Origin of the sequence: Rhizobium sp. SYY.PMSO, from assembly GCF_046840415.1 — a bacterium.
Lineage (GTDB): Bacteria > Pseudomonadota > Alphaproteobacteria > Rhizobiales > Rhizobiaceae > Rhizobium.
The window spans coordinates 2,366,458-2,384,835 of record NZ_CP177349.1; the positions used below are offsets into that span (position 1 = coordinate 2,366,458).

The 18,378-nt window shown below is 52.5% G+C and carries 26 protein-coding genes and 1 pseudogene; 13 read left to right on the forward strand and 14 right to left on the reverse strand.

Translation table 11 applies throughout. The features are described from left to right. Positions 1–5: 5 nt before the first annotated feature. From ACJJVH_RS11430 to ACJJVH_RS11450, 5 genes and pseudogenes are all read right to left on the reverse strand, one after another. Positions 6–332, reverse strand: a complete 327-nt coding sequence (locus ACJJVH_RS11430; RefSeq protein ID WP_112802406.1) for a hypothetical protein — start codon at positions 330–332, stop codon at positions 6–8. 454 nt (positions 333–786) lie between these two features. Beyond that, positions 787–1,182, reverse strand: coding sequence for a DUF6941 family protein (locus tag ACJJVH_RS11435; RefSeq protein ID WP_412063940.1), 396 nt, complete (start codon positions 1,180–1,182; stop codon positions 787–789). Next, positions 1,182–1,589, reverse strand: a complete 408-nt coding sequence (locus ACJJVH_RS11440; protein ID WP_412063941.1) for a helix-turn-helix transcriptional regulator — start codon at positions 1,587–1,589, stop codon at positions 1,182–1,184. The genes ACJJVH_RS11435 and ACJJVH_RS11440 overlap by 1 nt, the downstream gene beginning before the upstream one ends. Continuing rightward, positions 1,579–2,055, reverse strand: a complete 477-nt coding sequence (locus tag ACJJVH_RS11445; protein ID WP_412063942.1) for a hypothetical protein — start codon at positions 2,053–2,055, stop codon at positions 1,579–1,581. Before ACJJVH_RS11445 ends, ACJJVH_RS11440 begins: the two co-directional genes overlap by 11 nt. A 174-nt stretch (positions 2,056–2,229) precedes the next feature. Then, a pseudogene (locus ACJJVH_RS11450) lies at positions 2,230–2,337 on the reverse strand (ATP-dependent DNA ligase); the annotation flags it as partial. A 179-nt stretch (positions 2,338–2,516) separates the two neighbouring features. On the opposite strand from ACJJVH_RS11450, the gene ACJJVH_RS11455 reads away from it, so the two are divergent. The 6 genes from ACJJVH_RS11455 to ACJJVH_RS11480 all read left to right on the forward strand — a co-directional run bounded on the left by ACJJVH_RS11455 (position 2,517) and on the right by ACJJVH_RS11480 (position 5,386). Continuing rightward, on the forward strand, positions 2,517–3,251 hold the full coding sequence (locus ACJJVH_RS11455; RefSeq protein ID WP_412063943.1) for a hypothetical protein: 735 nt from the start codon (positions 2,517–2,519) through the stop codon (positions 3,249–3,251). Between the two features lie 73 nt (positions 3,252–3,324). Further along, positions 3,325–3,564, forward strand: coding sequence for a hypothetical protein (locus ACJJVH_RS11460; protein ID WP_412063944.1), 240 nt, complete (start codon positions 3,325–3,327; stop codon positions 3,562–3,564). Between the two features lie 59 nt (positions 3,565–3,623). Further along, positions 3,624–3,833, forward strand: coding sequence for a hypothetical protein (locus ACJJVH_RS11465; RefSeq protein WP_412063945.1), 210 nt, complete (start codon positions 3,624–3,626; stop codon positions 3,831–3,833). A gap of 40 nt (positions 3,834–3,873) precedes the next feature. Then, the gene (locus tag ACJJVH_RS11470) at positions 3,874–4,341 is read left to right on the forward strand and encodes a hypothetical protein (RefSeq protein ID WP_412063946.1); all 468 of its coding nucleotides are present in this window, start codon (positions 3,874–3,876) and stop codon (positions 4,339–4,341) included. 11 nt (positions 4,342–4,352) lie between these two features. Next, positions 4,353–5,075, forward strand: coding sequence for an SOS response-associated peptidase (locus tag ACJJVH_RS11475; RefSeq protein ID WP_412063947.1), 723 nt, complete (start codon positions 4,353–4,355; stop codon positions 5,073–5,075). Between the two features lie 11 nt (positions 5,076–5,086). After that, positions 5,087–5,386: a hypothetical protein gene (locus ACJJVH_RS11480; protein ID WP_412063948.1), complete on the forward strand. Its 300-nt coding sequence runs from the start codon at positions 5,087–5,089 to the stop codon at positions 5,384–5,386. Positions 5,387–5,786: 400 nt separating this feature from the next. On the opposite strand, the gene ACJJVH_RS11485 is transcribed toward ACJJVH_RS11480, so the two are convergent. Next, positions 5,787–6,020 carry a hypothetical protein gene (locus ACJJVH_RS11485; RefSeq protein WP_412063949.1) on the reverse strand — a complete coding sequence of 78 codons (234 nt, stop codon included), beginning with the start codon at positions 6,018–6,020 and terminating at the stop codon, positions 5,787–5,789. Positions 6,021–6,302: 282 nt separating this feature from the next. Here ACJJVH_RS11485 and ACJJVH_RS11490 point away from each other — a divergent pair, with 282 nt between their 5' ends. From ACJJVH_RS11490 to ACJJVH_RS11500, 3 genes are read left to right on the forward strand one after another with little or no spacing between them, the layout of a single operon-like run. Continuing rightward, positions 6,303–6,854: a hypothetical protein gene (locus ACJJVH_RS11490; protein ID WP_412063950.1), complete on the forward strand. Its 552-nt coding sequence runs from the start codon at positions 6,303–6,305 to the stop codon at positions 6,852–6,854. Then, positions 6,851–7,135, forward strand: coding sequence for a hypothetical protein (locus tag ACJJVH_RS11495; protein ID WP_412063951.1), 285 nt, complete (start codon positions 6,851–6,853; stop codon positions 7,133–7,135). The genes ACJJVH_RS11490 and ACJJVH_RS11495 overlap by 4 nt, the downstream gene beginning before the upstream one ends. Beyond that, positions 7,108–8,331, forward strand: coding sequence for an integrase (locus tag ACJJVH_RS11500; protein WP_412063952.1), 1,224 nt, complete (start codon positions 7,108–7,110; stop codon positions 8,329–8,331). The genes ACJJVH_RS11495 and ACJJVH_RS11500 overlap by 28 nt, the downstream gene beginning before the upstream one ends. On the opposite strand, the gene ACJJVH_RS11505 is transcribed toward ACJJVH_RS11500, so the two are convergent. The 5 genes from ACJJVH_RS11505 to ACJJVH_RS11525 all read right to left on the reverse strand — a co-directional run bounded on the left by ACJJVH_RS11505 (position 8,317) and on the right by ACJJVH_RS11525 (position 10,567). Next, on the reverse strand, positions 8,317–8,664 hold the full coding sequence (locus tag ACJJVH_RS11505; RefSeq protein WP_412063953.1) for a DUF1515 family protein: 348 nt from the start codon (positions 8,662–8,664) through the stop codon (positions 8,317–8,319). The two genes, ACJJVH_RS11500 and ACJJVH_RS11505, sit on opposite strands and share 15 nt — an antisense overlap. Positions 8,665–8,999: 335 nt before the next feature. Next, the gene (locus ACJJVH_RS11510; RefSeq protein ID WP_412063954.1) at positions 9,000–9,410 is read right to left on the reverse strand and encodes a hypothetical protein; all 411 of its coding nucleotides are present in this window, start codon (positions 9,408–9,410) and stop codon (positions 9,000–9,002) included. Continuing rightward, positions 9,410–9,730 carry a DUF6527 family protein gene (locus tag ACJJVH_RS11515; protein WP_412063955.1) on the reverse strand — a complete coding sequence of 107 codons (321 nt, stop codon included), beginning with the start codon at positions 9,728–9,730 and terminating at the stop codon, positions 9,410–9,412. Before ACJJVH_RS11515 ends, ACJJVH_RS11510 begins: the two co-directional genes overlap by 1 nt. Next, complete coding sequence (locus ACJJVH_RS11520; RefSeq protein WP_412063956.1) at positions 9,730–10,332, reverse strand: glycoside hydrolase family protein; 603 nt, start codon at positions 10,330–10,332, stop codon at positions 9,730–9,732. The genes ACJJVH_RS11515 and ACJJVH_RS11520 overlap by 1 nt, the downstream gene beginning before the upstream one ends. After that, the gene (locus ACJJVH_RS11525; RefSeq protein WP_412063957.1) at positions 10,319–10,567 is read right to left on the reverse strand and encodes a hypothetical protein; all 249 of its coding nucleotides are present in this window, start codon (positions 10,565–10,567) and stop codon (positions 10,319–10,321) included. Before ACJJVH_RS11525 ends, ACJJVH_RS11520 begins: the two co-directional genes overlap by 14 nt. 153 nt (positions 10,568–10,720) lie before the next feature. On the opposite strand from ACJJVH_RS11525, the gene ACJJVH_RS11530 reads away from it, so the two are divergent. From ACJJVH_RS11530 to ACJJVH_RS11545, 4 genes are all read left to right on the forward strand, one after another. Next, positions 10,721–10,981 carry a hypothetical protein gene (locus tag ACJJVH_RS11530; protein ID WP_412063958.1) on the forward strand — a complete coding sequence of 87 codons (261 nt, stop codon included), beginning with the start codon at positions 10,721–10,723 and terminating at the stop codon, positions 10,979–10,981. Between the two features lie 727 nt (positions 10,982–11,708). Further along, positions 11,709–11,996: a type II toxin-antitoxin system RelE/ParE family toxin gene (locus tag ACJJVH_RS11535; RefSeq protein ID WP_412063959.1), complete on the forward strand. Its 288-nt coding sequence runs from the start codon at positions 11,709–11,711 to the stop codon at positions 11,994–11,996. Between the two features lies 1 nt (position 11,997). Further along, on the forward strand, positions 11,998–12,294 hold the full coding sequence (locus tag ACJJVH_RS11540; RefSeq protein ID WP_113400824.1) for an addiction module antidote protein: 297 nt from the start codon (positions 11,998–12,000) through the stop codon (positions 12,292–12,294). Between the two features lie 217 nt (positions 12,295–12,511). Continuing rightward, the gene (locus tag ACJJVH_RS11545; RefSeq protein ID WP_412063960.1) at positions 12,512–13,891 is read left to right on the forward strand and encodes a BNR repeat-containing protein; all 1,380 of its coding nucleotides are present in this window, start codon (positions 12,512–12,514) and stop codon (positions 13,889–13,891) included. 206 nt (positions 13,892–14,097) lie between these two features. Here the strand turns inward: ACJJVH_RS11545 and ACJJVH_RS11550 are convergent, their stop codons facing one another. From ACJJVH_RS11550 to ACJJVH_RS11560, 3 genes are all read right to left on the reverse strand, one after another. Next, a complete protein-coding gene (locus ACJJVH_RS11550) occupies positions 14,098–15,180 on the reverse strand; it encodes a glycosyltransferase family 61 protein (RefSeq protein ID WP_412063961.1) in 1,083 nt (360 codons plus the stop codon). Between the two features lie 90 nt (positions 15,181–15,270). Beyond that, a complete protein-coding gene (locus tag ACJJVH_RS11555) occupies positions 15,271–16,140 on the reverse strand; it encodes a glycosyltransferase family 2 protein (RefSeq protein ID WP_412063962.1) in 870 nt (289 codons plus the stop codon). A gap of 1 nt (position 16,141) precedes the next feature. Further along, on the reverse strand, positions 16,142–18,373 hold the full coding sequence (locus ACJJVH_RS11560; protein WP_412063963.1) for a rhamnan synthesis F family protein: 2,232 nt from the start codon (positions 18,371–18,373) through the stop codon (positions 16,142–16,144). Positions 18,374–18,378: the final 5 nt, after the last annotated feature.

The window sequence follows — 18,378 nt, forward strand, 5'->3', positions numbered from 1 at the left end:
CGGCGCTATTTCGGCAATCTGCAAAATGCGATCGACTTGTCGCCGCTGGTCGGAGACTTGATCTGCACGGTCCAGTTTCCGCCGGGGAAATGAAATCCCTTGGACGAGACCACGCCGGCAATCTGCGTGCAGGCCTTTCTGGCATCGGCGCTCGGCAGATCTATCGTCGCCATGACGGCATTTCTCCGGCTGGAAACCTGGCACGGGGCTGTGAACAAGCCGGTATTGTCGATCATCTTGCAGACCCGGAACGCATTAGTCACGGCATCGTCGGCAGCCATCGCAAAATTGGCGACCGCCAGCATAGTGGTCACCGCCCAAAACAGTCTCATCGAAAACCCCGATCCCCTATGACGGCACGGTGCCAGAGCACGTTTCCTCTTGCAAGACATGTTGCGCGGTTTTCCGATGACTGTTTGATAATACAACGCAAACGACGCCAACTTGTTCGCCTTGGAAACCGACAGCCCTCCGTGGCCCAGGATATCATCGTGAAATCAGGCCAGAATTCGCGCCCTTCTCGACCGAACGCCACCCGCGCTCAGGCAACCGCACCGTCATCCACGACATATCGCCCGGTCACGTCAAAGCAAAAGTCACCAACAGACTTTCGGCTCCGAACGGCGAGCGCGCTGGTATTTTTTGGGGGGATACGATGGTAGCGGAGGACCGTCTCAACCGATCCCCCCATATTTCGCTTGGCCGCGTAAGCGTCGCATAAAGCTATGTTCGCGCTAATCGGACGAATGCATCATCCTAAGTCGGCATGTCGGCTCGTCACGCCATTTATTGGGAGGCAAGGTCGCTTTTGGCTGCAGCCACATTCAATTTCGTGGCAATCAATTCACGTCCAGCTACGTTGATCGTTGCAACTATGTCGCCGGGCTGTTCCACAGTCATAGGAAATCCACTGAAAATCAAGACGAGCGGTGTCTTTGGATCACCTACTTCGGCTATATCTTTTTGTTCAAGAATGCGCTGACCGCTCGGAGAGGTAAGCGCAAAGTCGAACTCGTGAGCCCCCTTACCCAAGCCATGAACACGTAGCATCATAGCCATTGGAAACGTCGAAGGAATGACACCCGGCACCAGGTCACCGGGATAGACTCCAACGAATAGGAATTTTCCGGTTATCTCCTGCCGAATGTCGTCGCAAAAAATTGCGTCTGCTACGATGCTCATTACTCCGCAGCCTCAACGAATTTGGTCTGATCACCTTTCGTACTATTCGTCTGCGAATAGATTGCCACTTTACCGCTGGAAGTTGCGGCAGATTTTCGTTGCAATGATACATGCTCAGGCGCTCCGTTGGATGCGTCATGTTTCACGCGCCGTTTCATTGTAAAATCGGGCTCCCAACCAAGCGCCCACGCCAGCTCCCCTATTGAACGCAACGTTATGTTACTGTCACCCTTCAACATACGGTTGATAACAGAACGATGGACTCCCAACGCTGTCGCAAGCTTTTGCTGGTTGATGCCGGTTTCGCTTTTCTCATCGACTATCGCTGTCACCAGAGCTTTTCGAACCTTCCCAATAAACCGGGAGCCGGCTCTTTTTTTGGGATCGATCTTGAGTTCATAAGACATCGTCATAGTCTCCCGTGATGAACTTTGGCTCATCTAGTTGTAATTGTTGTCGTCTATAGACAACGCTATTGCGGTAGCCCGGATATAAGGCATGCTGTTTGCAGCGAAATGCGGTATCAATCTCAGCTATGACAAACACGCATTTCTGTACAAACCATCCAAATAAGCGCAAATCAGAGGTCTTAAGTTCCCAAACTCCCGGTTCTGTAGGCTGCATTGAATGCGACTTCTCGTAAAACGAGAAGTCGTTGCCACTAACGAAGTCATGGAACAACAGGTCGGCCTGTTCCAAAGGATCCATTTTCCCGTCATGAAAGTCCGCTTCATATTCAGGAAGGTCGGTTTCAAGCCAATCAACGACATGAGGAAGCGCATATAAAAGCCGCTCCGGCTGCTGATGCGCATCGAGACCACCCCCTATCGCGATTACCTCTCCTATTTTGCATAATTCAATGATTGTTGCCATATAAGTCAACAGAAAAAGGTTAACAAGATTTAGCTTGCGGGAAGCTGGTGCGGCATTTTTGCATCCCTTCGCGCGATGCGAGTCTAGGTGTATCGTAAAACATTAAGATCGCCAATGGGTTGTCTTCGCCCTGTCCACTTAGCGGGCGGAGACGACATGCTCTCACGAGGGATTCTATATCACGCGGAAGACTGCAGCATTATCCTGCTGTTCGCGTATGCCCTTATACGAGTCGTGCCTCAAATTGCCATCATGCGTCCAAACTCGATATTCGATCTCGGCACCTTAAAGCTGCGCCTTCACAGCGACGACAATATAAATATTAGTCATTCTAAATGCGTACCCGTTACTTTGCGCTTTTCATAATTGAAAATTTTAACAGACAGCAATTTACACAGGCGCCAGTTGACTAAAATCACTCATCATAGCAACCTCATTTTGAACATGGTGGAGGTGCCAGAATGAGATTTTTTACTTGGGTTATTCTCGGATTTCTTTTCACGCCTGTCATCTCTTATGCTTGCCCAGCAGGTTATGCGTCGGATTCCTTCGGCTTTTGTGAACCCACCAGCGGCCATTTATTGACTGCGGCAGATCAATATGCCCAACGATTTATTACTCTCGCAGATGCACTGGCAAAGGGAAACGACAAAGCTATAGACCAAGCTTTGGGCGACGTTCTTGTTAATTCGCCGGGTTGTCTAGGTTGTGCCGGCCTAGCTCATGAGATTGCACCGGGCCTTACAAAAGAGCAGATAAACGAAATTGTCGGGGACGGCGCGATAACATTCTATACTACCGGTGATCCCGTGCTGGTTATGGTCGATGTAGGTCAAAAACTGGTCACCGAAAAACCTATCGCGACAATGCCTATAGCGCCCTCACAATCGCCAGGACCGCGACCACCCGTAGGCTATTCGGTTCAAGCCAATTGCATTATTGGACATCAGAATCTTATAGTAGCTACTCTCCCGTCAAATGCTGTTTTCAAGAGCCCTCAAGCGTTGTCAGCATTCCCGTGGGTTGATGTACGTGCAGATGACCTGATTTATTTGACAGCACGTAGTGACTGTCCGTTTATTCTCGATCGAGCGGCGCAAACCGCCAGTTATACGGCAATTACGGTGAAGCTCTTAAATATTAAATCGGCTTCCGCAAATGAGATAGTTTTGTCGGGAGCGTTTGTGTCGCGCTAGGAGGAGGCGAAAATACGTGGCTTGACTCTTCCCCAAAATGAGAACATTTTGAGAACAAACTAAGGAAGACGCCATGAGCACTGCCGAGAAATTCATTGTCCTGCCGTATCGCAAGAACCGAGGCAACCTTGTGCCTGGTGAGATGCGCCAGGCATCGAGCGTGCCGTCTGCGGAGAAGATTGCGGCCTCCATGGCTTCCCGCTTCGTCGGCGTCGCGGCTTATGCCGTCATGGTCGATGAAGAGACCGGGGATATGTCATCCCCTCGCCTGCTTGTGAAGCATGGCGAAATCGCGGACCTGAACGCCGCCTGAAATAGATCAACCATTTTCAATATTGGACCGCCACAGTGATGGGGGCGGGATGAGGACGTATGACTATGACTGCCCAATCGATCGCCGTTGAAGAGCTTGACCTTGATCCGGTCGATGCAGCGCTTGCCCTGTATGGCGGCGATGCACGCGCGACAATCGCGGCCGCTCTGGACATGCTGCAATTCGTTCGGGGTCAGCTCGCGTTGACGGAAGTGGCAATGAGCCATGGCTTCACGAGAGGCTTCAGGCCGGGCTACGAGCCGGATTAACCCAATGTCTCACGTTAGGCTTGTAACGTCGTCTGAAAACATGCTGGCGGATGAGAAGAGAGAGACCGTCGATTTCATCTGCGAGGATTGCGAGATCCTGAAACGCATCAAGCCGGCCGTGCTTTTGAAAGAATATGGCAATCTGACTATGCCATCACTGCCGCCGCTGGTTGCCAAGTCGCTTGGATGCACACGCACCGAAAACACCTTTTATGGTCGTTGCAAGATGCATTTCCATTTTTCGGCCGACGAATGGGCAAAGCGGATGGGTTACATCGACCCTAAGGCCCAAAGAAAGGATGCGCTCGTCTTTTCCGATTTGAAGAGCTGGAATAGGCTTTACGCGCATTGCTCGTGTGGGAGGAAAAGCGAGATCGACAAAGGGGCGCTGGAAAAGGTCCTTGGAAAAGACGCGCCTGTTTCCGACGCCAGCGGGATTCTCAGGTGCCGGAAATGCGATCTGAAGGGGGAGGCAAAGATTGTCGTCACCTCGAAGGCGCGCGAATAGAGGAGGTTTTAATGTGCAATCTCTATAATATTTCGACCAATCAAGAGGCGATCCGGCAGATCACGCGCGCGATGATCGATAGTATCGGCAACCTTGAGCCGGAGCTCGATCTCTATCCCGATCAGATGGGGCCTATCGTGCGAAACACGTCGGCCGGCCGCGAACTGGTGAAAGTTCGCTGGGGTCTGCCCTCCTCGCCCAAGGCCATCTTCGACAACGCCACCAAGCGCGCCGACAAGCTCCGCGCAAAGGGTAAAGAAGTGAATTTCGATGAGCTTTTGAGGATGGAACCGGACGGCGGAACGACGAACGTCCGCAACACATCGAGCAAGCATTGGACAAGATGGCTGGGAGTTGAGAACCGCTGCGTCGTGCCCTTCACTCGTTTTGCCGAGCCGGATCCGGCAAATAAAGTCGAGGGAGGCCGAACGCCGAATGCCTGGTTCGCCGGCAGCACGGACGAGCCGCTGATGTTCTTCGCGGGGCTATGGGTGCCACAATGGCGATCGGTGAGAAAGGTCAAGGAAGGAGAGATTACGGTTGACCTCTTCGGCTTCCTGACCACGGACCCGAATAACGTCGTGAAGCCCATCCACTGGAAAGCCATGCCGGCGATCCTAAGAAATCAGGACGAGGTCGAGACCTGGCTCACCGCGCCGTGGGAGGAAGCTAAGGCGCTTCAGCGGCCGCTGCCGGATGATGAGTTAGTCCTGCTACCGCCTAAACAAGCTTGATGAGGTCTGACATGCTGAAAGAACGCGTTGATGAGCTTGAAAGCGCCATTCAGGAGATCGAGGGCCGCACCCTCATGCACGATGTCTTCATCGCGCACCTGTTGGGCCACATAGGAGCGGCCTCTGGCGATATGGAGGGATTTATTAACTCAGTGCTACCAGAGGTTGGCAGGGATCTCCAGCAGAACGCGGCCCAAGCCTCCGACGATGATGCCAAGGTTCGCTGCGCCTATGCGCTGGAAGCTTTCGAAAACTTTGCGGCGTCGATGCGGAGGTCGCTTAAATCAGCGCACAAGAAAGGCATGAACTAATATAAGCGATGAAGCTACTTCAGCAATCAATATCGCGCCATCTCACTTATATGGCCGCCACTTTTACGTAGCGTGAAGTGCCGCCAACGGCGGACCGTTTTATGACCAAATATCACCGAAGGCTTTTAGCGACAATTGAGCACAGACTGACAATGGAGACGATCATGTATCCGCGAGATCTAGGTGGCTTGATATTCCTGATCGTGATCCTGTTGGCACCGTTCATCATCGGCGCGGCTGCGCTGCTACAGCATTTCGGATTGATCAAATAGTGGATCGGAACATTCGGGGACTCGACTTCCTCCGGATTTTATCCTTTAACTGTTCACGTACCGTTTTTCTGGATTTGAATTGGACACGCCACTTTCATTCGCCCCGTCAGCCATCTGGCGGGGCATTTTTATGGCCTGACAACAGGCGTCCGGAAAATGCTCTTCTCCGCTTTGCCCTGCATGTCATCCAGCTTTGAGGAAAGCACCTGAACCTGTGTGGCAACCTTGTTCAGGCTGCCGGCGATGGCATCGAGTTTGTCTCCGAAAGATTCTACGACACGGTCGATTCGCTGGTTCGCGGCCTCGATCCCCTTCTTGTTCTCGGCCGTCGCTTCGAGGGCACGCGTCGTCTGAAAGGACAACTGCGAAGCTCGGCTTTGTCGATAGCGCCATCACTTAGATGTAAAACTCAGCTGCGCGCGCCTGAAAAAGTCTTTTGATATCAATGGGGCTGTAAAACACTGTAGGTTACGATTGTCCTTAAAATCAGGCATATTGACTCTTACCTCGATAAGAACATAATGAGAACACACGAGGCGATGGCGATCCCGCTGCCGGCTTCGGCTGCTTATGTTGGCCGCCTCGATCAAACCCGAATTTGACCCCTGAACCTGCCATGCGCGCCGCATCCGGAGGATGAAATCGTGTACCTGCGAGACAGCTATTTCAAGGCAATCGACAGATGGCCAACCGTCGACCTGCTCGACGGCTATTTTACGATCCTGTGCCGGCAGACCAACGAGGAAGTAAATCCCGCCCTGCGGCGCGAAATCTTCCGGCTGCAGTCGTCGAACAAGTTCGAGTATTTCTACAAGGGGGAGGAAACGTTCAACGGCGTGGTGAACACCGGCCCGTCAGACAACTGGCTCGAAATCGCCTGGTGCGAAGCGGCCGGCGTTGCCGCCATCCTCTACCGAGGAGAAGGCATCCCCTCACGCGTGCTGTGGTTCGACGCGTCGTCACCGGAAGAGGCCATTGACCAATGGTGTGAGGAATATGTGGTGCCTACGCCCGTCACTCAAGCCGAAGATGGGGGCGATAGCCAGCCTCCTGCTCCTTTGCATGGGAAATCCACGCAAGGCAGCGGCAATGCTGAACGAGGGGCTCGTGCCCGGCATCGAAGAGAGGTTGTCCCTTTACGCTTCGAAAGGAACACGCTCATGAGCGCACCAACAGCTGGCAAGGAGGGAAAATGACACCGTCTCCGCTCGATACATTACCTGTTTTCGCAAACGACCGAGCAATTGCCGAGGCATTGGTCGGCAAAAAAGATGCGTCGAAGTGGCTCACGGAGCGGTTGCCTGCGCTGGAGCGCGTCCCCGGCTTCCCTAAAATAGATGCACTACATGGCGGCCGGCCTGTTCCCTTGATCAAACTCTTCTACGACAACTATTTCGCCCTGCCCAAAGATGGCAAAGGCCTTCCCAATGGAAAAGAGGATGAAGAAGCATGGAAGAAATCGCGGCGCCGGGCCTGAAATGGATAAAGCGGGCCAATGGAAAAACACCATATTGGGTCGCTGCCGAACTTGACGTCAAGAATGGCTACGTGCCGAAGACCGTCAATCTCAGGGCCGTAAAAGACAATCCGTCGATGCTAAAGGCGAAATGCGATGTTCTCCAAGCAGAGATGCTGCTTTGGCGAACAGGTTATCGGAGTGAAGCCCTAAACTACAATGGAACGGTCAAATCGCTCCTCAAAATCTATCAGCATCACGAGGAAAGCCCATATCAAAAACTAAAACCTGGAAGCCTCGTACCGTACAATCACTATCTGAAAAATCTTGAGGGTCATATTGGAGCCCTCCGTCTCGATGCCATCAACGGCGTTGATATTATCAGGTGGCATCGCCTCTGGTCGTCGAATGGGAAGCATCTTGCCGCCGCATCCTTTGCCCGTTCTGTGTTCGCAGCCGCTCTTTGGTTTGGCGTTATAAACAGATGTGATGGCGCCGCGGAACTTCTCGCAATTGTTCGCGAGAGCTCGGCGAAATTACCAGGCCCAAAGGCGAGAACAACCAAGATGACGGCTCAACAGATCGCCGCCGCCAGGGTTGCAGCGCATGCTGCGGGACGGCCATCGATGGCGCTTGCATACGCCATTGCTTTCGAAACAGTTCTGCGTTTATGGGATGTCATCGGCCAATGGTGGCCGATGGATAGAGGCGGAGTATCCGACATTCTGAATGCAACCGCCGGAACGAAATGGTTCGGTCTGCGCTGGGATGACATAGATGACAATCTGCAACTCGATTATACGCCATCCAAAACCAGTGAAACCAGCGGCAAGCGCGTCCTCTATCCGCTTGTCGACGCCCCAATGGTGATCGAAGAGTTTGCTTACTGGCCGGAGCACAGGAGGAGAGGTCCGATCATCGTCTCGGAAGAAACTGGTCTTCCCTATGAGGCGCGTGAGTTTAGGCGCCTTTGGGATAAAGATCGCGCCACAGCAAGAATTCCATCGAATGTGTGGGCACGCGATCTTCGGGCATCAGGCATTACGGAGGGGCGCGCCAGCGCCGCGGCTGTGGACGATCTTGGAAAAGTCGCCGGCCACACCGGTCGCAAGATGACGGACGAAGTCTACGACCGTGCCCAGATCGAAGCGGCCGGGCGAGTTGCAAAAAGCCGAAAAGAGCACCGGGGCCGGAAAGACTTTCTAGCGCCCCAATAAGACAACCGCTATCCGCTTCAGGGCATCGGCAAACGACACCCCGAGCGCCATGCCGCCGATCCCGATCATGCCGAGGGCTCCAAGGCCCATCAGCTTCCATCGTTTCACGTCGTCTACCACTGGCCGCATCTCCTTCACGTCATCCTGAACGGCTGATGAAGTGTTTTCAACCTTTGAGACTCGGTCAACTATCTCGTCCATCCGTCGATGCATCGAGGCTCTACTGACATCGGATTTCTCCTCTGACCGCCGCGTCGCCTCGATCAGCATATCGACCTTGGCCGTGAGCGTGCCGATCTGCTGATGGATATAGTTGTCGTCGGGTGGCGTCATGTCGGAACCGTCACTGTCAGCAAGGAAGCAAGGCCAATACCGATCATGCAGATCAAAAGGCCGGCGGTGATGAAGAACAGGATGAGAGGCTTGTAGCTCGACATCAGGGACTCCTTTCGAAGTTGGTCTTGGTGTCGTCATAAAAGGAGGCGCATCGCCCTACACGAGCATTGGCGCGATTTAAGGCGCTGCGCTCCTTCACGAGAACGGAACGGAGTTCGTCCCCTACCTCTACGCGGGCATGGGGTTCTTGGTTCCGACAATCGTCGGGAAGAGCCGGAAGATTGATCCCGGCCGATATCCTGCCCTGTTCCGCGGCGGCGCTCTTCAGCCGCTCAGTGCTTGAGCAGGAAATCAACATCAGCGGGATCAGCAAGGCACTCGCGATTGGCAGCAGCGAGCTTCTTTTCGTAGTCTGCAATTGCAACATCGGTTTCGGCATCCTTTGCTTGCTGTGCGATTTCATCTGCGACCTGGCGCTTGGCGGCTTCGGTGAGGGCTTGCGACGCGGCATTGCGTTGCCGCTCCATCTCCGCGGCCTTGGCTTCGGCCGTCGTCTTCTCGGCGAGTGATACATAGCCTTCGCGTGCCGCCGCTGCGGCATTGGCCACGCGACCATTGATCAGCTGACCGATCAGCGGGAGATGCAGGCCTTCGTAGAAGAAGAGCAGCACGATTGCGGAGATCGCCATGCCGATCAGCAGCGCGGCCGGGATCTTGATGACGTCGGAAAGGTTCGCGAACATCAGAGGTCTCCATCAAAATCAGGTATTTCAACCGTCTGTCCGGCAAGCGCGTGCGTGCAATCGCTGAGGAACTGGATGCGGCCGGCCGTGACAAAGGAGTGACAGATCGCCGGCGGAGCGCCATCTATTCCAGCATCCTTGCCGTTATAGGTGACGAGGATAGACGGCGTGAACGTCGGTCGATCCGGATCGCCGTTAAAGCCCCATCGCGGACCTGGTCCTTCACCGACTTGAATCCGATGCGCACCGTCACATCCGGGACACCAGAACAGAAGGCTTCCACCATCGGCAGCGCGAAGCTTCTTTGATAGCGCGCCCATCAGAGGCCACTCACGCAAAGCTCGCCTTCGCCAACGCGGGACGCATCCCCCATCTCGCGGCGCTTGGCGAGGCCGATGATCATCCGTCCGCCAGCTTTATTGAAGGCCGTCGCTGCGTTGCAGCTCGCAAGATAGTCGGGTCGCTTACCCTGACGTGTTGCGTCATTGACGATGCGGGCTGCAGCCGAGCCGCATGCGCCGCCGGTCCCGATGTTCCATGACAGAGAAAGCATCATGCCGCGCCAGGACAATGGTTGGCTATCCCACTTCGCGATGCATGAGACCAGCGCCGGCCGATAACGCTTTTCCATCTTCATTGCCGTCCGCTGATCGCAGCCGGCCGGCGTCTCGACCAACCCAGGCCGAACATCGTCCGTGTCGCCATCACAGACTGTCCATACAGGCGGCTTGGCGATGCGATCGAGGTAGGCGACAAGCGCCCTACCCTCCCATGGCGTTGCGGTCTTGATTGCCAGGGCCGTGTCATCATGAACCTTCGGCTGTCCCGGGAAGATCGTGACATACCCGGCGATTGATGCGGCAACGATGGACGCAATGAGGGCCTTTGCCCGCGGCGTGGCGCGGAGCTTACTGATCGGCATCACGATCTCCTGAGATTTTAGCTTGAAGGACGAACCGGAAAGCCCACGCCAGCGAACCGCAGACGGACGCCGCGCCGAGAAGCCAGATCGGATTGAACGGAAGATATGCCGCGAACGCAGGCGCTATCGCCGCCGCCAGTTCCAGCAGAGTGATCGCGAGGAAAGCCTCGATCATCCGCAGACTGAGCGAACGCTTAAGCACCCGGCCCGCATTCGGGACGAGTTTCGGTTTCATTGGATGTCCTGAATTCTAAATGTTGGCCGGAACCTTTGGCCGCTAGTCGGCGTTGGGAGTTTGGTAGGGCTTGGAAACCCCGCTCCCACAGCACTTCTCACATGGCCCGACGCAAATCGGGCCATTTCTTTCTAACAACATTGGGAAAGTTGCATGGACGATGTAGATGACCAGGCGGTTTGGGATTTTTTCAAGAGCTTTGGCGCGCGCGGGATAAGAGCATTTGTCTTCTGGCTTGCATCTTTCATTCTCCTGCTATGCCTGCCATATGAACATTCGAACAGTTTCTTTCTGTCCGTCGGCCTTGGGTTGCTCTCAAGCGTAAACCTAGGCGCGCGAATAGCCGCAATCGCAATTTTTATTGTTTTTGTTCTGAACGTCCTGCCGCCACAGGTTTTCGCCGCTTTCGGTTAAGCCGTCGCTTATATCGACTAAGGGAAGCGATCCCTCGATGGCGGCCATACCCCTTCGATTACCATAAGACCAGTTCCTTTGCGACGTACGTTCGCTGGGTCAGCGGAACGCTTTCACGACTACTATGGCCCGCGGCGACTTAGACAGATGACGGCAGTTGACAGCATTTTTCCGGAGCGGCTAGAAAGCTACCCATTCGCATTGCGTTGCAACGAGGTGCGAAGCACGAGAGAAGAAATGAAGAAAGCCCGCTCTCGTTCAGCGGGCTTTTTCCTTGCACTTTAGGCACCTACTAAGCACGATAGCGCTCGTCAGCGCTTGGACTACCCGCTAGGCGTCGATACCAGCAGTTGCCGCTGGTGAGGCGACAGCAGGGAACCCTAGCCGGTGGTTCTTGCTGTCGCCGACGCGGTTTGGTTCAACGAAGTTCAGCAACATTCAGAAACGGAATAATCCTTGCGACTCGCGCGTCGCATGTGCATGACAGCGCTCATCAAATCTTGGCTACTCGCTAGGCGATGATACCGGCAACACCCCAAGCAATTGTCGGTGGCCGCGGCGGCAAGAGACAAGGATGGCTCCAAATCCTTGCCGTCGCGACTGAAGGTCTTGATCCGTTCTTCGCTCCATAGGGGCCTGCGACCATCTTTTCGTTTCGGCATTTTTGCGGACTAATTTAGTCAGCTGATTATTGACATAATACGCCATTGTGAACTATAGATTACACATGATCGAAGTTCGCAAGACCGACGTATTCCTCAAATGGCTTCAATCCCTGAGGGACATTCTGGCTCAGTTGCGGATTCAAAAGCGCATAGACCGCTTGAGCCTTGGACTTCTTGGTGACGCCAAATTTTTCAGCGGCATCGGTGAACTACGTATCGACTATGGTCCAGGCTACCGCGTCTATTTCGTCTCCCGAGGCAATGAACTCATCATCTTGCTGTCTGGCGGCGATACGGATTCTCAGGATCGGGACATCAAGCGCGCCATCGAAATGTCAAAGGAGGTCTGAAATGGCTATTGAAACCACCCCATGGGAAGGGACCGAGCTTCTGACCAGTGACGAGGCTATCCAGGCATACCTTGAGATCGCCTTCGAAGATGGTGACGTTACCGACATCGCCATTGCTCTCGGCAATATTGCCAAGGCCAAAGGCATGACCCACGTCGCCAAAGAAGCCGGCATCACTCGCGAGGCTCTTTACAAATCCCTCAGTGAAAAGGGAGACCCGAAGCTTTCAACGCTTCTCGGCGTCATGAAGGCGCTCGGGCTTCAACTGACTGTCACTCAAGCCCCCAAGGCGGCTTAACGGGACGCCTCCTCCAGGATATCGGAGCTGGAAAGCCGCTCAACCAGATGACTGCAACTTTTGCGTTTCAGCCACGCGCAGCAGAGCGGCCCTTTGACGCGAGCCACATTCGGGACGAGTTTCAGTCCTATACGGTGTTTTTTCGGGGGTAATTCCCGCTAGCGACTAATGCTAACGGTAATTTATGGCACCTAGAATCCACCAAAGGATGAGCCGAATGATTAAATCTCTCTGCATCAGCGCCCTTTTAGCAATCATGCCTGTAACTTCCTCCATGGCTGCCGATTGCTCGGCTGCCACTACCACTCCTGTTGGGAATGGAAAGAATGGTATTGTGATCGACAAAGCCTGGTCAGGGACATCCGTGATTTTTGACGCTGTTGCCCGAAAGCAGAACGTCTACTTCGGATATTATGATGCAGATCGATGGCTCACCGTCGCGGAACTGGATACCAAGTCCAACACGGTATGTCGTGTTCGACTAAACTCCCGTTATGTCGGCTGGGACAGCCATAACATGATCGCGCTTGCTTTTGACGGCAATGGGCAGCTTCAAGTTGCAGGCAACATGCACTCCAGTCCTCTGGTTTACGGGGCGGCAGCTACTTCGGATAGCATTGCCGACATGGCACTGGCACCGATGATTGGCCGCGATGAACAGAGGGTCACCTATCCAACCTTCATCAACGGACCCGACGGGAAACTTTATTTTACCTACAGGAGTGGTGACAGCGGAAATGGCGAGTGGGTTGTAAATGTTCGTGCAGGCCAAAAGTGGAAACGAACGCTGAACGGCCCAATATTTTCATCGACATGGGATGGTTCACCAACAAATGCCTACCCGAGTCCCTTCCGGATCTTCACGGATGGTTATGCGCACATTGCCGCCATCTGGCGTCGAACCTCTGATGTGGCCAGCAACTATGCAATCACCTACGCACGCACGCGTGATTTCATTCATTGGGAAGACCATAATGGAAAGCCAATCACGCCGCCGATGGACCCCGGTAACAGCGACATGATCGAAGCTACCGGTGAAGGAAAAGGGTTGGTTAATGCAGCTCGGGTGGGAATCACGAATTCTGGGACGCCAGTTGTAGCTTACACGAAATATGGTCCAGACGGGAAAAACAGCATCCTTCTGGCATCGCCAGACGGAAATGGGTGGCACCATTCTATCATTGCGACTGCAGAGAAAAAAACCGTTATCGCTGGCGGCGGGTCTGTGCCTAATCTGCCGTCCATCGGCGATCCATATGTTAACAGCGGATCATTGGGGCATATCGACGTCGCGTTTTCGGGAGAAAAACGAAAACGTATCTTCTTCGAAACAAATACGCTCAACGTTGTCAACGGGCCTAAGCCTGAGGCCAAACCCACTGCTGCTGTCAATTCTATTAACGTTTCACCACCCCTTGGCCTTGCTAATGTTCGCACCAATTCGCGCAGTGTCCGCATCGATGGAGAATCAGGAAAGACCGCTGGCTCAATAATTTACTTCTCCCAAGGTGTTAATCGCGATAGGCCTCGCAAATGCACCTCCGCACAACCGGCAGCTTGCGATCCGCCGGCATCGCCTCTCATATTCGTACCGTAGCTCGGATCCGACTTGCTCTAACTCTGAAAATGGCAGACCAGAATGTAGCTGGCCGTTGCATAAAACGGCGAGCTACGGAGCTCCGATCCTTAACAAGGTGGCTTTCGTAACGTGGCATTCGGAACCGCGACTACACGGAGAAACCGACTGAGTATCTATAACTGCACTCCCGTCAGACGCGGGAGCAAAGTATCACCAAGTAACGGCTAACCGCCAAACATCATGCTGGCCGCTTCTTCTACGATCGAAATATCAATCTCCCAATCATCGAACATTGGACCTCTTCCGTTCTGAACGGCTTGCCCTGTCACCACTCTTAACAAACTGCGGGTAGCGTGAGCTATCAACGGGTCATTAGGAAGAACGAATTTTTCAGGAGACATGAATAGTCTTTTACCTTGAGTTTGCGAGTAAATTGCCCCGTAAACGTTCGATCCCGAGGGGCCAGCGATACATTTGGCCGCGGCAAAAATTTTAATTTGGTCCTTAACGCTTAAAGTTTCAGGTGAAATTACAGTGAAACCTAGTCGTTTAAATACACTCGAGACCTTATCCTCGTTAATTAAATTTCGCTGCTTATTAAATTGCAGGCGGCCCACATAAATCTTCTCAGGAGTACCCGGCTCTAGAAATTTTGACCCTATTTTGCGCCATAGGTCATAAACCTCCTCCGACGCCGATCGATCAAGTATATAACCTTGACTGGCGATATAAATCTCACGGCACCGAATTGGTTTGTTGAAATAGATTATATTCTGTTCAAGAACGCCTAATGAAGTTAAGACTGTTTTGACATGCTCTACCAGCTTGGAAGATGTAACGAACTTAAGTTCCGTAAGAGATTGATGATGCACCAATGGCCAAAGTCTACTAAGAACTTCGAGCGTCCAATGGCCGAAGTGGGAAGCCTGCTCTCCGTCCAAATAGAAAACTGGTTCCGCGATGTCCGCCGCATCGTCAATATGTCGAGTGGGGAGAAAGCCATCGTCTCGTATCTTCAGGTGTGGGTGAGGAGATGTCACATCGTTTCTTCGAAAACTGTCTGGCAGGATCCTACCGTCTTCGCAAAGCAAGACCTGTCCAGGGATGCAGACAACGTTGCGCAACTTTACCATGTAGGTGTCCGGCGGGTCGATGCGCTTAGCAGGAGCGCCCTCCGCACCCATGTTTATCTCAAATGACATCCCATGGTGCCAATGGAGAATCTCCGCATGCGCATCGGCATAAGACGTTACGGCACGGCCTGCTCGAATGTTGGCCGCCCCCTCTGTTGACGACGATTGAGCCATACCCAGCCTCCAATAAAAAAACGACAACCGCTCCGGAACGATTGCCGCACACATCCAGAAACGTGTAAGACGATTATGCTGCTAGACGCGTCATCCGTCCAGACCGCCATAGTGCGTAGGCCATTTGGCTAGGACAGCATTTCGCATTGTCTGGAGATGCGGATTACTTTCCATGTACTGGATTGCCTGCCGGATTCGCTCCGAGCCATGTTTTTGCGCAAACATCTTTGAACCTGCGTTCATAAACGCTATTCGATCTTGAGTTGAATAACTCTTTGACTTCACATGGTATACAAAAGTGTCTATAGCAATCGCAAGGATAAAACCAGCGTCTTCGGCTCTGAAGCAATAATCATTCTCTTCGCCATACCCGCGCGGAAAGCTTTCCTCATCGAAATATCCAATAGTCTCGATTACTTTTCTGCTGATAGAAAGACAAAACCCATGTACTAGCGGAACGAACGGAAAAGTTTGTCCTGCCGCTTCTTTGCTTACGAACGCTGCGAACTCATCAATGGAGACGCCCGGGGGAAGTGAGTTGATCGCAGTTTGATTAGCTGAACTTTTCACGAATGGCAAAGATTGCGTGCTGGCAGCGTTAGAAAGTGGCCCCACTATCCCAATTTGAGGAAAGGCCTTAAAGGTGGCTCGTATCCGCTGGTCCCAACCTTGCGTAACGATTGTGTCACTATTCAAAAGTGTGCAAATGTCCGCTGAGCTTTCGGATAAGCCCTTATTTGCAGCCTTCGTATAATAATGTTGCTCATTGAGCCGGATTATAGTTACAAAGTCACGCCCTTCAGCGAATTTGCTGAGTGTCGAGACCATAGCGGCGTCGGACTGGTCATCTACGATTATTAGACGTTGTAATCCATTATTCCAATTACTGATAAGGCTCTCTAAGCAGTTTTCAACATCGTCATGTCCGTTATGAACGCATACAACCACATCGTGTAGCATATTAAAATCCCCGAAGTACGCTAATCATGCGCTCACGATCATGGTGCCGATGGCTGAAGAGCATAAAATCTGGGTGCTCACGCACTGATCGGCCTGATGGAAGCAACTCAATCCATTTCAATCCGGAATTCTCAATCGCATAGTTCACACTTAGTTGGTCTCGGTGGGTAAATCGGTTAATCTCCCCCCACCAGAGAGACATAAATTTCGCTACTCGCGGGGATTTAGGTCGGCAAATGAAAAAATTTGTTTCTATCAAGCGTGACTTAGCGACCCTTATATCCTTCGAATAACGGTCGGTCTGTCGCTCCACCGCTTCAATAGGAACAATCCCCTTTTCCGCGAGAGTTTTCGCCTCTTCCATATAAGTTTCACGGACTGGATGAGGAATAAATGCGCAATCAGCTCCCGCGTTCTCAAGTTCATCGATGTATTCGGAGAGGTCGCCAAAAAAGTGCACATTCGAATCTGACCAAACTGCATAATCGTAATCTGAAAACCACACATGAGGATGGGTTTTTACAAAACGGGCAGTCCTAACAGGTATATGGCTAATATAATTACTTACCTTATTGATATACCCAGAAGGCACCTCAACAGGGGCGTCAGTAAAGATAACCCGATCGACTTTACCTGGATTAGTTATTAATGGCATTATCGATTCGTAAGATCCCGACACGCATGAATACAATGCGACTTTCTCTTGCCTCAATCTTATATTTTTCTTTGGTGCACGTATGGATGGAGCAACCCTCGTGCGATATTTCTCAAAGTGACGAACGAGATCATAGGCTACATCAACGGTCACAAGGTGCAACTCGGTGTCGGTAAGGGCCGGCAAGAAGCCAATAACTCGTTCGATGCCGTGCGCCACCGTTCCATCCTTTTGCCCCTCTTCCTCGGCAAAATCCTCTAGTTTTAAACGTAGATCCAGAAGTGGCTTTAGCGCAGAGGTTCTTGCCCAAAAGAAGGAACCGGCTGGATAGTCAGGGCATTGCTCAGGAAGTGGATCAGAGCTCAAGCGCTTATAGAGCTTAGCAACGATCTCCTTATTTTTCCCGTAGTTCGGCTGATCAGCCAACGTCCAGAAATAGCAGGGCGCAACGAAACCTACTCGCTCATTCTCTGTAAAAATTTTGAATATTCCGTCCACGACGCCAACGGAACCAAGGAGAGTATGCGACAGGTAGCGGAACCAACCGTTATGTGAGCGGTTATGGGTCGAACGTTTCGTGTGGATATGACCGAACAGGGTTGAATCGCTCAAGACATCTGAAAAGCCTACGACCCAAGATGCAACATCCCGCCCTCTATTAGGGAAATTTCGAACGATCACGTCATTTACAGACGGTAACCTGCTGACGAAAAACGTCGTCCAAGCCTCAGCATCCTCTTGCTCTTGAACCGACACCAAAAGCGTGAATGGATGGCGAATATTACCAAGATAGCCAGCGACTTCGTCAGCCATTTCGGAAAAATAAAGGTGAACGTGGACGGCTATCTTTTCCCGATCAATTCCCGGCACCGGCGACGCAGGAGAATCAAATTCAAGTACGGTTTTCGGCGTTCCAGCCTCCGCGGGCGAGTAACGAAGGAGGCCTAAGTTATTTTGGCGGGCGGTAGGTTTTGGCGACCGTCCCTCAATCGCGCCGTGCTGGATATAATGAAGGAGGGGATTTCTCCGGGCGGCACGCACATCACGGTAAATCTCCAAGTATAAGCTGGTCGAAAAATTGGGACTTGGATCAAATCCTAAAGTGGCTCCTATACGTAAGTAGTGAAGTATTGGATCTTCGTCGCCTACCTCTTTCCCATATTCTGAAATATACCACTTTTCATCGAACAATCCGGACGAGCTTATCAGGGTAGAATCGGGACCTCGAACGGTAATTTTGGGAGGAAGAGCAGCGGGAGTAGGTACTGGCGTCTGTTGTATATTGATTTTGACAGACTTTATCGACGTTGTTTCTCGCGCCTCGTTATGACCATACTTCACATAGTGAAGGAACGCCGGATGGCCTGATGCAGCCACGTCCTCGTTCGCGCTGAGATACGACTTTGGGCAGAAGTGTGGGTTGGGCTTCCTCCCCATATGCTCGCCAATCCACAAATAATGCTCAACGGGGTCCATACGAAGCTGAAGCACATCCGGGTACTTCTCAAGGTACCATTTTTCGTCAAAGACCCCTGATCCTTTAACGATATCGATATCTTCCTGGCTAACCCGCGTCATGAAAC

Bases quoted from the DNA above. Each gene is read 5' to 3' on its own strand.
- ACJJVH_RS11500 (WP_412063952.1), top strand. From the start codon at position 7,108: ATGGAAGAAATCGCGGCGCCGGGCCTGAAATGGATAAAGCGGGCCAAT.
- ACJJVH_RS11525 (WP_412063957.1), bottom strand. From the start codon at position 10,567: ATGAAACCGAAACTCGTCCCGAATGCGGGCCGGGTGCTTAAGCGTTCG.
- ACJJVH_RS11545 (WP_412063960.1), top strand. From the start codon at position 12,512: ATGATTAAATCTCTCTGCATCAGCGCCCTTTTAGCAATCATGCCTGTA.
- ACJJVH_RS11475 (WP_412063947.1), top strand. From the start codon at position 4,353: ATGTGCAATCTCTATAATATTTCGACCAATCAAGAGGCGATCCGGCAG.
- ACJJVH_RS11445 (WP_412063942.1), bottom strand. From the start codon at position 2,055: ATGGCAACAATCATTGAATTATGCAAAATAGGAGAGGTAATCGCGATA.
- ACJJVH_RS11520 (WP_412063956.1), bottom strand. From the start codon at position 10,332: ATGCCGATCAGTAAGCTCCGCGCCACGCCGCGGGCAAAGGCCCTCATT.
- ACJJVH_RS11435 (WP_412063940.1), bottom strand. From the start codon at position 1,182: ATGAGCATCGTAGCAGACGCAATTTTTTGCGACGACATTCGGCAGGAG.
- ACJJVH_RS11480 (WP_412063948.1), top strand. From the start codon at position 5,087: ATGCTGAAAGAACGCGTTGATGAGCTTGAAAGCGCCATTCAGGAGATC.
- ACJJVH_RS11455 (WP_412063943.1), top strand. From the start codon at position 2,517: ATGAGATTTTTTACTTGGGTTATTCTCGGATTTCTTTTCACGCCTGTC.
- ACJJVH_RS11495 (WP_412063951.1), top strand. From the start codon at position 6,851: ATGACACCGTCTCCGCTCGATACATTACCTGTTTTCGCAAACGACCGA.
- ACJJVH_RS11510 (WP_412063954.1), bottom strand. From the start codon at position 9,410: ATGTTCGCGAACCTTTCCGACGTCATCAAGATCCCGGCCGCGCTGCTG.
- ACJJVH_RS11530 (WP_412063958.1), top strand. From the start codon at position 10,721: ATGGACGATGTAGATGACCAGGCGGTTTGGGATTTTTTCAAGAGCTTT.
- ACJJVH_RS11555 (WP_412063962.1), bottom strand. From the start codon at position 16,140: ATGCTACACGATGTGGTTGTATGCGTTCATAACGGACATGACGATGTT.
- ACJJVH_RS11470 (WP_412063946.1), top strand. From the start codon at position 3,874: ATGCTGGCGGATGAGAAGAGAGAGACCGTCGATTTCATCTGCGAGGAT.
- ACJJVH_RS11460 (WP_412063944.1), top strand. From the start codon at position 3,325: ATGAGCACTGCCGAGAAATTCATTGTCCTGCCGTATCGCAAGAACCGA.
- ACJJVH_RS11540 (WP_113400824.1), top strand. From the start codon at position 11,998: ATGGCTATTGAAACCACCCCATGGGAAGGGACCGAGCTTCTGACCAGT.
- ACJJVH_RS11440 (WP_412063941.1), bottom strand. From the start codon at position 1,589: ATGTCTTATGAACTCAAGATCGATCCCAAAAAAAGAGCCGGCTCCCGG.
- ACJJVH_RS11535 (WP_412063959.1), top strand. From the start codon at position 11,709: ATGATCGAAGTTCGCAAGACCGACGTATTCCTCAAATGGCTTCAATCC.
- ACJJVH_RS11465 (WP_412063945.1), top strand. From the start codon at position 3,624: ATGACTATGACTGCCCAATCGATCGCCGTTGAAGAGCTTGACCTTGAT.
- ACJJVH_RS11430 (WP_112802406.1), bottom strand. From the start codon at position 332: ATGAGACTGTTTTGGGCGGTGACCACTATGCTGGCGGTCGCCAATTTT.
- ACJJVH_RS11505 (WP_412063953.1), bottom strand. From the start codon at position 8,664: ATGACGCCACCCGACGACAACTATATCCATCAGCAGATCGGCACGCTC.
- ACJJVH_RS11560 (WP_412063963.1), bottom strand. From the start codon at position 18,373: ATGACGCGGGTTAGCCAGGAAGATATCGATATCGTTAAAGGATCAGGG.
- ACJJVH_RS11550 (WP_412063961.1), bottom strand. From the start codon at position 15,180: ATGGCTCAATCGTCGTCAACAGAGGGGGCGGCCAACATTCGAGCAGGC.
- ACJJVH_RS11515 (WP_412063955.1), bottom strand. From the start codon at position 9,730: ATGGGCGCGCTATCAAAGAAGCTTCGCGCTGCCGATGGTGGAAGCCTT.